Source organism: Microbacterium sp. (genome assembly GCF_043427715.1).
GTDB lineage: Bacteria > Actinomycetota > Actinomycetes > Actinomycetales > Microbacteriaceae > Microbacterium.
The window spans coordinates 1-10884 of record NZ_JBHWTD010000127.1; the positions used below are offsets into that span (position 1 = coordinate 1).

General features: G+C 68.1%; 10 protein-coding genes and 1 tRNA gene. 4 read left to right on the plus strand and 7 right to left on the minus strand.

Annotated features, from left to right (window positions below):
- A partial coding sequence (locus ACHFGS_RS13565) for a hypothetical protein (protein WP_394289556.1) occupies positions 1 to 234 on the minus strand: 234 nt, incomplete at its 3' end.
- A gap of 605 nt (positions 235 to 839) precedes the next feature.
- Here ACHFGS_RS13565 and ACHFGS_RS13570 point away from each other — a divergent pair.
- Together ACHFGS_RS13570 and ACHFGS_RS13575 are read left to right on the plus strand one after the other, a co-directional pair.
- Complete coding sequence (locus ACHFGS_RS13570; RefSeq protein WP_394289557.1) at positions 840 to 1562, plus strand: tyrosine-type recombinase/integrase; 723 nt, start codon at positions 840 to 842, stop codon at positions 1560 to 1562.
- A gap of 36 nt (positions 1563 to 1598) precedes the next feature.
- Positions 1599 to 2447: a tyrosine-type recombinase/integrase gene (locus ACHFGS_RS13575; RefSeq protein ID WP_394289558.1), complete on the plus strand. Its 849-nt coding sequence runs from the start codon at positions 1599 to 1601 to the stop codon at positions 2445 to 2447.
- A gap of 3 nt (positions 2448 to 2450) precedes the next feature.
- Here ACHFGS_RS13575 and ACHFGS_RS13580 read toward each other — a convergent pair whose 3' ends face one another.
- Together ACHFGS_RS13580 and ACHFGS_RS13585 are read right to left on the minus strand one after the other, a co-directional pair.
- Positions 2451 to 3257 (minus strand): hypothetical protein, encoded by an 807-nt coding sequence (locus tag ACHFGS_RS13580; RefSeq protein WP_394289559.1) that lies wholly within the window; start codon positions 3255 to 3257, stop codon positions 2451 to 2453.
- Between the two features lie 146 nt (positions 3258 to 3403).
- A tRNA-Glu gene (locus tag ACHFGS_RS13585) sits at positions 3404 to 3479 on the minus strand.
- 117 nt (positions 3480 to 3596) lie between these two features.
- Here ACHFGS_RS13585 and ACHFGS_RS13590 point away from each other — a divergent pair.
- Complete coding sequence (locus ACHFGS_RS13590) at positions 3597 to 4235, plus strand: MBL fold metallo-hydrolase (protein ID WP_394289560.1); 639 nt, start codon at positions 3597 to 3599, stop codon at positions 4233 to 4235.
- A 64-nt stretch (positions 4236 to 4299) separates the two neighbouring features.
- On the opposite strand, the gene ACHFGS_RS13595 is transcribed toward ACHFGS_RS13590, so the two are convergent.
- Genes ACHFGS_RS13595 through ACHFGS_RS13610 form a run of 4 tightly spaced genes read right to left on the minus strand, consistent with a single transcriptional unit; the run spans position 4300 to position 8416 of the window.
- Complete coding sequence (locus ACHFGS_RS13595; protein WP_394279462.1) at positions 4300 to 4569, minus strand: HPr family phosphocarrier protein; 270 nt, start codon at positions 4567 to 4569, stop codon at positions 4300 to 4302.
- Positions 4570 to 4600: 31 nt separating this feature from the next.
- On the minus strand, positions 4601 to 6661 hold the full coding sequence (locus ACHFGS_RS13600) for a fructose-specific PTS transporter subunit EIIC (RefSeq protein WP_394279461.1): 2061 nt from the start codon (positions 6659 to 6661) through the stop codon (positions 4601 to 4603).
- Positions 6654 to 7637, minus strand: a complete 984-nt coding sequence (locus ACHFGS_RS13605) for a 1-phosphofructokinase family hexose kinase (RefSeq protein WP_394279460.1) — start codon at positions 7635 to 7637, stop codon at positions 6654 to 6656. Before ACHFGS_RS13605 ends, ACHFGS_RS13600 begins: the two co-directional genes overlap by 8 nt.
- A complete protein-coding gene (locus ACHFGS_RS13610) occupies positions 7634 to 8416 on the minus strand; it encodes a DeoR/GlpR family DNA-binding transcription regulator (protein ID WP_394279459.1) in 783 nt (260 codons plus the stop codon). Before ACHFGS_RS13610 ends, ACHFGS_RS13605 begins: the two co-directional genes overlap by 4 nt.
- Before the next feature lie 317 nt (positions 8417 to 8733).
- Here ACHFGS_RS13610 and ACHFGS_RS13615 point away from each other — a divergent pair, with 317 nt between their 5' ends.
- Positions 8734 to 10857, plus strand: a complete 2124-nt coding sequence (locus tag ACHFGS_RS13615) for a hypothetical protein (protein WP_394289561.1) — start codon at positions 8734 to 8736, stop codon at positions 10855 to 10857.
- Positions 10858 to 10884 lie beyond the last annotated feature (27 nt).

Here is a 10884-nt window from a genome sequence, read left to right on the forward strand (position 1 = left end):
CATCCTCGCCAAGAGCAGGCTCACCCTCGTCGCCGACACCGGCACGGAGGAGGTGAACACCGACAGCACCCTCGAGCTCACCGCCTGAACCATCAACAGATCGAAGGAACCCGAACTACACCACTCCCTGGGACTTGACCCTGCATCCGACAACACGTCGAGGTGGTCGGAGAGCGGGCTGAGAAACGTCGAGCATTCGACGATTACACGCTCCCCCGCCTTTCGCCGGGTCACAGGGTGCCCTTTGACCGCACGAAGCCAGCGAAGACCTCTTCGAGATCGTCAGCGCTGACCGGGGTCACTACGTCGCTACGCACGGGGAGGATGCGGATGTGCGACCACAGCCTCATCTTGTCGATCGAATCGCTCGTCGCGGTCGGAATGCGTCCCGCGAGGGAGGTTGTGAGGAGCCAAGCGTGACGAACTCGGTGCGGTCGCAGATCGAGGGCGACGGCACCGACGAAGCATGTGTGCTGAGACCGCGCTCCTCCGAAGATGACCCGGTCGGCGAAGAGTTCGTGAACGGCGTCGTGCAACGCAGGATCGAGACGATCGCGACCGACGAGGACAACATCGAGGTCAAACCACGAGCGTGCGCGATCGAGCGCAGAGGCGATCTCGGATCGCCAGTGAACCGGCGCTGTTCCGGGGAAGTACAGCACTGTGTGCTCGACGTACAGGGTCGCGCGCATGATGCTCCAGGAGAAGGCGGCGGACGGCTGCGGGTGCTCACCTACACAGCCGTCCGCCTGATCGGAATCGGACGATCTGCATCATGGTCGGGCAGTGCTGAGATGCCGCTCGATTCCATTCCGTGCCGTCCCGACCATGATGCAAGCGTGAAATCGAAAAGCGGCATCTCGACCTACTCAACAGCCAAGGGCGTTCGCTACAAGGTGCGCTTCTGGAAGCCCGACCGCACCCAGGGCGCGAAGGGCGGCTTCGCGACCCGCCCTGCCGCGAAGGCATTCCAGCTTGAGATGGAGATGCGACGCGCGCAGGGGTCTTTCGTCGATCCAACACTCGGTCGCGCGACCGTCGCTTTCGTAGCCGAGGAATGGCTCGCTGCGCGTGAGGCTGACACCAAGGGAACGAAGCGCTCGACTCTATCCCGCGTGCGCAGCATCGCCCGCATCCGCGTCATCCCCGACCTCGGGGAGCGTCGCATCGGTGATCTCACCAAGGGCGACGTGAACGAGTGGGTGCGGACGCTCGAAGGTGAGCCGGAGACGATCCGTAAGACGGTCTCGGTGCTGCGCGGCGTCCTCGGCTACGCGGTCGACCACAACCGCATCCACACGAACCCGGCGAGCAAGATCGCGCAGCCGAAGATCGCGAAGAAGCAGAAGCGCTACCTCACACATGCGCAGGTCGGCGATCTCTACACCGCGATCAACGCAACGAATCGTGGCGAGGAACACGGCTACGGACTTGTCGCGCTCGTGCTCGCATACACGGGGCTGCGATGGAGCGAGCTTTACGGTCTCCGAATCGCAGACATTGACCTCCGCAAGCGTCGCATCAACGTAGCCCACACGATCGTCGAGGTGGATGGGAAGTAGACCGAGGATGTCCCGAAGTCGTACGCAGCCCGGTCAGTGCCTATCCCCGAGTTCGTCGCGGAACTACTGAGGACGCACATCGCGCGTCGTCGGGTCGAACTGGATGCCGACGCTTCGACCCTCCGCGCGCAGTTGAAGCTGCTCGACGACAAGAACGCAGAACTCGCGCGGGTTCGTGCGCGCGGTGTCGATTTGAACGCTCGGCTCGTCGAGGTGCGCGACCAGCGCGCGACGCTGTCGAAGCGCATCCGGGGGCTCCGGGATGACCGCGAAGCGCGTGCGGCTGCCGGGATGCCCACCGACCCGATCGACGATCGCTTGGCGGTCGCAGAGCGCGCGCTGAGCCGGCTCCCACAGATCGAGGGGTTGGAACTGCGCGTGAGCAAGGTGCCTGAGCGCGTCAAGCGTCTGGAGAACCAGATCGCCAAGCGCCCTCGTCAGTCCGAGCTTCTCCGCGAGCATCTTCGCGTCCTCGAACAGGAACCCCAGTTCGTCGGTGTGCGCACGCGCTCGTGGCTGCGAAACTCATCGTTCCGCAACGGGTGGCTCTCCCCCGCCGTGACGATCATGGATGAGAACGTGCTGCGCGTCGCGCTCGATGAAGACGCCATCCCGCCGAAGCCGCTGGGCGACATCGAACCTCACGAACTCCGCCACACCTACGCGAGCCTCGCGGTCTCCGAAGGAGCCAACGTCAAGGCGCTCCAGCGCGCTCTCGGGCACGAAAAAGCGAGCATCACCCTCGACGTGTATGCAGACCTCTTCGAGGACGATCTGGACGACGTAGCGGAACGACTCGACTGGAAGGTGCGCTCGATGATGACTTCGGCACACCTGCCGCCGTCAAAACCGGTCGCGTACGACGACCCGATGTGGGAGCAGTAACAACTACGCCTTGTCGGACTCGTCCTCATCGTCGAGAACCGGCTTGGCGGTCTCGAATGTCAGCGGTGCGCTCGGCGCGGATTCGTCAACACCTGATACGGGAATCGGCATCGGTAGTGTCTCGTCGTCACCGAACAGCCGCCTCATCACGGTTGCAGGGTCTTCGGTCGCGAGTTCGGGATGTTGCTCCAGTACACGATCGAGTCGATCGCGAAGCTGCTCGGGAGTGAGTTCGCGCATGGCGCTCGCGAGTGCCTGAGTCTCCTCGTCATCGGTGACGCGAGCCGACGCGAGGAACGCCCACCGTTCTGCACTGATTGCCTGGTGTGCGTTTCCTGCTGCGCCGTGAGCAACCGCTTCGAAGAAGAGTTGATACCACTGCTGTGTGTCGATCTCCGCGCCCACACTCGCGACATCCGTGCCGGTCGGCTCCATCACTTCGGGCTCAGCGACGACGACCTCGGACGTGGGCTCTGGCGCACTCGGTGCCGCGAACTTCTGCGCACGTCGATCTGCCAGCTTCTGTTTGATCGCCGGGATGCCCTTGTCGATGAATGCCTGAGCACCCATGACTGCTGCTGCGATCGCGACCTCGGTAAGGAGGTCTGTCAGGATGTTCCCGCCGCTTCCCGGAGTCTTGGGCTTCTTGTCGTGGAGGATGACCTGCTCGTTGATGCCCGTCGCGTTACGAGCGAACGGCGCGCTCGCACCCTCCACCCTGCGGGACTGCGCAAGCGTGCTTCCGGCACTGGTCTCAACCCACATCTTCTTGTAGGTCTTGCCTGTTCCGCCCCCGCTACTCGTCGCCATGCTTGAACTCTACCGAGGACGATCGGCAGCCTACGTGTCCGAAACGTGTCCAAAACCGCGTGCGAGCCGGAGCGTGGAGTCCGGTGCCGAGATACGAAGAAGCCCCCGATCCCTGTGTTTGAAGGGATTCGGGGGCTTCTTCGTGTTGGTGACCCCAGCGGGATTCGAACCCGCGTTACCGCCGTGAGAGGGCGGCGTACTAGGCCGCTATACGATGGGGCCGTACTTTTCGTTTTCTCCGGCTTCCGGAGGCAACCGTTTAAGTATGCCATGGGCTGAGAGTGGACGCCAAATCGGGCGCCGCTTGCCCCCGGCGCGCCGGCTGGGTTGACTGGGACCATGCGCGTCACGAAGCACGAACATGCCTGCCTGCGACTGGACACCGAGGGAAAGACCCTCATCATCGATCCGGGCTCGTTCACGCTTCCCCTCTCGGATCTGACCGATCTCGTGGCCGTCGTCCTCACCCACGAGCACCCGGACCACTGGACGCCGAAGCAGCTCGACGCGATCCTGGCCGATGCGCCGGGCACGCCGATCTTCGGCCCCGCAGGGGTCGCGGCCGCGGCATCCGATCATGAGATCACCGTCGTCTCCCCCGGCGAGACGATCGAGGTGGGCCCGTTCACGCTGGAGTTCTTCGGCGGGACCCACAACGTTATCCACGAGTCCATCCCCGTCATCGACAACGTGGGCGTCCTCGTCAACGACGCCTTCTACTACCCCGGCGATTCCTATGCGGTCCCGGAGGGCCGCGACGTCGCTTTGCTGGCCGCCCCCGTCGGAGCGCCCTGGCTGAAGATCGGCGACGCCATGGACTATGTGCTCGCCGTCAGGCCACGGCGGGCGTTCGGCACACACGACATGACACTGTCCCGCATCGGACTCGACATGCATCGCGACCGGCTCCGCTGGGCGACCGAGCAGAACGACGGGGAGTTCCTGATCCTCGAACCGGGCGAAGCCACAGACATCTGAGACGACGAACGACGGATGCCGCGTGGTTCTCCCCCGCGGCATCCGTCGTTCAGCGTCTGATCGTTCAGGCGGCGTCGTGATCCGTCTCGAGGAATGCGACCAGGCTGTCGAGGGCGGCGTCCGCGCCGTCGCCCTCGGCCTTCAGCGTGACGACCGTGCCCTGGGTGGCACCCAGCCCCATGAGGGTGAGGATGCTGCCGGCGTTGAGGTCCGGGCCCCCTTGGACGGCGATCGTGACGGGCACGCCGGTCTCCTTGACCGCCTGCACGAAGAGCTTCGCGGGACGGGCGTGCAGACCTGAGCTGCTCGCGACGGTTGCGGTCCGTTCGGCCATGGGTGTTCCTCCTTGAGTAGGTGTATCGAGACTATGCGGTGACGGGTTCAGCGGACACGTCCGCGGCGACAGGCGTCCGCCGCGCGAAGCGCTTCAGAACCACGACGAGCACCGCGCTGATGAGGGTGCCGACCGCGATGGACAGCGTCCAGAGCCAGAAGTTCTCGATCGCGAAGAACACGAACACGCCACCGTGCGGGGCCTTCGCGGTCACCGCGAAGAACATCGACAGCGCGCCCGTGACGGCGCCGCCGACCAACGCGGCCGGGATCACGCGGAACACGTCCGCGGCGGCGAACGGGATCGCCCCCTCGGAGATGAAGGCCGCGCCCAGCAGCCACGCGGCCTTGCCATTCTCACGCTCCGCACCGGTGAAGAGCTTCCGGCCGAGCACGGTCGAGGCGAGTGCCATCGCCAGCGGCGGCACCATACCGGCTGCCATGACGGCGGCCATGATCTGGAGGTACCGGTCGTCGCCGGCGATCCCGGCGGCGAGGTTCGCCGTCGCGAAGCCGTAGGCGACCTTGTTGATCGGGCCACCGAGGTCGAAGCACATCATGAGGCCGAGGACGGCGCCGAGGATGATGACGCCCGTGCCGGTGAGGCTGCTCAGCCACGTCGTGAGAACGCTCATGAGCCAGGCGATCGGGCCGCCGAGGACGAGAAGCATGAGCCCGGAGGCGAAGATCGACGCGACGAGCGGGATGATCACGACCGGCATGAGACCGCGCAGCCAACGCGGGGTGTCGAGGCTGTTGAGCCACCAGCCGGCGAGCCCGGCGAGGAGGCCACCGACGATACCGCCGATGAAGCCCGCACCCATGAGTCCCGCGACAGAGCCGGCGACGAAGCCCGGCGCGATGCCGGGTCGGTCGGCGAGCCCGTAGGCGATGTAGCCGGCGAGGGCGGGGACGAGGAACGCCATCGACGCGTTGCCGATGACGAACGCGACGGAGCCGAGGTACTGCCCGAGGGGGCCCAGTGACGAGGTGATGTCGGTGGTCGGCAGGTTCCAGAGCGTGTTGCTGAGCACGACGTTCTGCGCGTTGTCGGTGACGTTGTAGCCACCGAGCAGGAATCCGAGGGCGATGAGCAGACCGCCGCCCGCGACGAACGGGATCATGTAGCTCACACCGGTGAGCAGGGCGCGCTTCACGCTGCCGCCGAGGGACGCCCGCGGTGCAGCGTCGGCGGACGTGGCGGCCGCGGTGCCGCTCACGCGTGCCGCGGTGGGGTCGGATGCCGCGGCGACAGCCTCCGCAATGAGTTGCGCCGGCTGCTCGATGCCGCGCTTCACGCCGGAGCGGACGACCGGCTTCCCCGCGAACCTAGCCTGCTCGCGGACATCCACGTCGACGGCGAAGATGACGGCGTCCGCCTCATCGATGATGCGCTGATCGATCGCCTTGTACCCGCTCGAACCCTGGGGCTCGACCACCAGGTCGACGCCTTCGGCCGCACCGCTCGCCGTGAGAGCGTCGGCCGCCATGAACGTGTGCGCGATGCCCGTCGCACAGGCGGTGACGGCGACGATCCGGGCGGGTCGCCCGTCGATCGTGAGGGCACCTTCATTGCGGGATGCCGCAGCGGCCGCCTCACGCCGGCTGGTGGGCGCCGCGTCTTCGGTGGCCGGTGCCGGTTCGTCCGCGATCGCACCGCGGACGATCTCGAGGACCTCTTCCCTCGTGGTCGCCTGTCGGAGCCCGGCGGTGAAGTCGTCGCGCATGAGGCTTCGGGCGAGCTTCGAGAGAACCGCGAGGTGCTCCTCCGCGGCGGTGTCGGGCGCGGCGATGAGGAAGACCAGGTCCGCTCCCCCGTCGGGTGCGCCGAAGTCGACCGGAGGGTCGAGGCGGGCGAATGCGAGGGACGCCTGCGTCACGGCTGCGCTCTTGGCGTGCGGGATCGCGATGCCTCCGGGGAGTCCGGTCTCGTCCTTCTCCTCGCGCGCCCAGGCGTCGGCGGCGAGCCGGGCGCCGTCGTCCGCGCGACCCTGCGCGGCGACGCGCTGGGCGAGCGCCTCGATGACGGCGCGCTTATCGGCGCCGAGCGGTTCGTCGATGCTGACGAGCTCCGCGGTGATGATCTCAGTCACGGTGACCTCCAGTGGTCGGGTTGTTCATCTGGTCGAGTCGCCGAACGGGCACGTCGCCGCTCGGCAGGTCGTCGGGTGTGGGCGGCTGGGTGCCCGGGAGGGATGCCGCGGCGGAGCCGTAGCGGATGGCGCCGCGCAGCGCCGCTTCGGGGCCTGCGCCGGCGGTCAGAGCCAGGAGGTACCCGGCGAGGGAACTGTCACCCGCTCCCACAGTGCTTCGCACGGTCGTCGGCGGCGGCGTCCCGTGCCAGGCGCCGTCGGCCCTCACGAGGACGGCGCCGTCGCCGCCGAGTGTCACGAGCGCCGCACCCACGGCGGCGGGGACCAGCGACGCGGCGGCCTGCCGAACGGTGTCGGGCAGCGACCCCGTCGTGTCCCACTCCGTGGTGATGAGCTCGGACAGCTCCTCATCGTTGGGTTTGATCAGGTCCGGACGACCGTCCTCGACAACGGCGCGGAGCGCGGGTCCGGAGGTGTCGACGGCGATCGCGGGTGAGCCGGCCCCCCACCGTTCCCGGACGGCGCGGATGAGCTGAACGTAGTAGTCATCGGGGAGGCCGGGAGCGAGGGAACCCGCGAGCACGAGCCAGTCCGCTCCCTCGGACGCGTCGACGACCGCAGCCGTCAGCGCAGCGGCATCCGATGCGGCGAGGCTGAGACCGGGGAGGTTTATCTTGGTCGTCACGCCCGCGGCATCGGCGATGGTGATGTTGGAGCGGACCGTGCCCGCGACCGGGACCGCGCGAACAGGCAGATCCGCGCTCCGAAGCGCCGCGGCGAAGGGGTCCGCCGAGTCGAGCGGCACGACGGCGACGGTGGGCACACCGGCGGCCCCGATGACGCGGGCGACGTTGATGCCCTTTCCGCCGGCGTCTTCGCGCGAGCCTGTCGCCGTCTGCACCTCGCCGACCTGGAGCGTCGCCTGGAGAAAGACGGTCCGGTCGAGGGACGGATTCGTGGTGACGGTCACGATCATGCGACGAGAACCTCCACACCGGCGTCGTCGAGTGCGTCCGCGAGCTCGCCCGCGGGCTCGGCGTCGCTGATCAGCACGTCCACGTCTGACAGCGGAGCGAACGACACGAGCAACTCGGCGTCGAACTTCTCCGAATCGGCGACCACGACAACGCGTCGCGCCGAGGCCACGACAGCGCGTTTGACTGCCGCTTCGTCCGGATCGGGCGTACTGAGACCGAAGCCGGCGGCGACACCGTTCGTGCCGATGAAGGCGATGTCAGGACGCAGATGCCCGATCGCCTCGACCGTCTGCGCGCCGACGGCCGCCGCGGTGAGACCGCGAACCCGCCCCCCGATCGCGGTGAGGCCCACCTCGGGGACACCGGCGAGGGTCTGCGCGACCGTCATCGAATGCGTGACCACTTCGAGTCCGGGCCGGGCGTGTCCGCCGGCCGCCACGAGCTGGGCGATGGCGGCCGCCGTCGTTCCGGCATCCAGATACAACGCGCCGTCGAGCTGGTCCCCGAGCAGCGCGAGCGCGGCGTCGGCGATCTTCTGCTTGACGATCCCTCGACGTGCCGACCGCTCGGCGAGCGAAGGCTCGGCGGTGCTGGCACGGGAGCGGCTGACGGCCCCGCCGTGCACGCGTCGGAGGATGCCGCCGCGTTCGAGTGCTGCCAGGTCACGCCGGACGGTCTCGGTCGTCACGCCGAATCGCTCAGCGAGTTCGACGACACCGACGCGGCCGTCGGAGGCGATGAGCTGCGCGATGAGCTGCTGCCGCTCCGTTGCGTACATGTGGTCCTCCTCGAGTGAGCCACACGTTACAACACGCTCCCACACAAAGCAACATTCGACCGAGGCGAGCGCGTGTTCTTTGTTTCCTATCGACAAAGATACTCGGCGTCAGAGTTCTGAGACTTGGTTCCACGCGTCAGAGTTTGTCGGCGCGGACGTCTGGGCGGCGATCGGCTGTTACCGTCGAGCCGCTCGGGGGATACATCCGCGCGCGATCGCAGGTGATCGCGGGCGGCGCACCTCGGGGGAACGAGAGGGCGCACCGCCCGATCGACAGCACCGTCCGCGGCGTCGCGGACCGTCCTTTGGAGACCTCAATGTCGAGATCACAGACCCACGTACACGGCGTGGGGATGAAAGTCACCGTCGCCGTGCTCGCGGTGCTTCTCATCGCCATGACGACGTTCTATTTCCTCACCGCAGCCAAGCTGAATGACGGCGCGGGACGACTCGACGCCGGCGCCGCGTCCGCGCGCACGGGGTCGCAGGATGTCGCCGAGGGCGCGTCCGCTCTCTCCGCCGGCGCGAGCAAGCTCTCCGACGGCGCGACGACCCTGAACGAAGGCGCTACCAGCGCGTCGAAGGGTGCCACCACCCTCGCAGACGGCGCAGAGTCGGCAGCTGTCGGCGCGGGAAGCCTCGCAGAGGGGGCGACCAAGCTCGCCACCGGCGCACAGACTCTCGCCGACGGCACCGTGTCGAACCGCGATGGCGTGATCAAGCTCCGTGACGGCGCCAGCAAGGCGGCCGCAGGCTCGACGCTCCTCGCCGACGGCGCAGGCGACGTCTCCGAGGGCATCGGCGCCGCCAAGGCCGGCATCGGTCAGCTCGACGCCGGGGCGAGCACGCTCGCCGAAGGCGCCAAGTCCGCCGGCGACGGGGCCAAGACGCTCGATGCGGGCATCGGCACCGCGTCCGACGGCGCTGGCCAGCTCGCTGAGGGACTCAAGGGCGCGTCGGACGGGGCCAGCAAGGTCGCCGAGGGCGCCAAGTCGGCCTCGGCCGGCGCCGGCGCTCTCGACCAGGGTGTGACGAAGGTCGCCGACGGGGCCACCAAGCTCGACGCCGGAATCGGCAACGCGTCCGCCGGAGCGGGCCAGCTTGCCGCGGGCATCAAGGGCGCCTCCGACGGCGCGGGCGCCGTGGCGCAGGGCGCGTCGAACGCAGCTGCGGGTGCCGCTGAGCTGAAGACCGGAACCGCGAAGCTCTCCGCCGGAGCCGCGTCCGTAGCCGCCGGAGTGAAGAGCGTGGAAGTGGGCGTCGCGGGCGCGATTGAGAGCTCGAAGCCGCTCGCTGCCGGCGCCGAGGACCTGGCCCAGGGTGCGTCTGCTCTCCACCAAGCCATCGTCGGACTCGAGGCCATCGAAACGGACCCCATCTTCAAGGCGAAGCTCCAGGCGCTCGCCGCCAACTCCCTGAAGGTCGCTGAGGGCGCGACAAAGGTGAATGTCGGCGTCGGCGACGTCCGCGCTGGTACTTCGGGGCTCCTGAAGAAGGTTCAAGAGGAGCTGCTTCCCGGGGCGAACCTCGTCGCAGCAGGCGCTGCGGACACAGACAAGGGTGCGGGTCAGCTTTCCGCGGGCCTCGAGACCCTGAAGATCGGTTCCTCCAACCTCGCCGCAGGTCTCGGCACCGCAGCGACGGAGTCGGGCAAGCTGGCCGCAGGCCTCGGCACCATCAAAGCCGGATCGGGTGACCTGGTCGCAGGTGTCGGACAGGTCAAGGCCGGCTCCACCTCGCTGGCGACCGGACTCGGCTCCCTCGAGGCGGGCTCGACCACCTTGGCATCCGGCCTCGGCACCGCCGCGTCGAAGTCGGGCGAGCTGGCTGCAGGCCTGGGCACCATCAAGGCAGGATCGGGAGCCCTCGCGGAGGGTGTGGGCAAGGTCGCCGCCGGCGCCGGCGAGCTGTCGAAGGGCGTGAAGACGCTCGACAAGAAGACCGACGCCCTCGCCGCCGGTGGCGAGCGTCTTGCCCTCAAGGCAGGCGAACTGCGCGACGGCGTCTGGACCATCTCGGGTGGCACCTACCGCCTCGCGGACGGCTCGCTGCGCCTCCTCTCCGGTGCGCAAAACCTCGCCGCGGGAGCGGGATCGCTCCAGGTCGGCGCAGGATCGCTCGCCGAGGGCACCCAGAAGCTCTCCAAGGGCGCGGGCGACCTGAAGTCGGGTCTCGGCCAGCTGTCTGCCGGTGCGGGCGAGCTCGCCGCAGGGTCGACGACCCTCTCCGACGGCGCGACGACCCTCGCTGACGGCACCGACCGCCTCAGCGCCGGCAACTCGGAGATCGCTGACGGAACGACGGAGCTCGCGGCCGGGACCTCGAGCCTCACCCCGGTGCTGATGCCGTGGATCTTCGGTGTCATCATCGCCGGCCTCATCGCGATCGCCCTGTGGATGGGCCACCGCGTCGCACACCGCCGCCGGATGGCGGAGGTGTGACCCACTGAGTGACACAGAAGCGCAGGG

What these genes read in the sequence shown, in the direction of transcription:
- ACHFGS_RS13590 (WP_394289560.1), top strand. Translation starts at nt 3,597, where the DNA reads ATGCGCGTCACGAAGCACGAACATGCCTGCCTGCGACTGGACACCGAG.
- ACHFGS_RS13605 (WP_394279460.1), bottom strand. Translation starts at nt 7,637, where the DNA reads ATGATCGTGACCGTCACCACGAATCCGTCCCTCGACCGGACCGTCTTT.
- ACHFGS_RS13610 (WP_394279459.1), bottom strand. Translation starts at nt 8,416, where the DNA reads ATGTACGCAACGGAGCGGCAGCAGCTCATCGCGCAGCTCATCGCCTCC.
- ACHFGS_RS13595 (WP_394279462.1), bottom strand. Translation starts at nt 4,569, where the DNA reads ATGGCCGAACGGACCGCAACCGTCGCGAGCAGCTCAGGTCTGCACGCC.
- ACHFGS_RS13615 (WP_394289561.1), top strand. Translation starts at nt 8,734, where the DNA reads ATGTCGAGATCACAGACCCACGTACACGGCGTGGGGATGAAAGTCACC.
- ACHFGS_RS13580 (WP_394289559.1), bottom strand. Translation starts at nt 3,257, where the DNA reads ATGGCGACGAGTAGCGGGGGCGGAACAGGCAAGACCTACAAGAAGATG.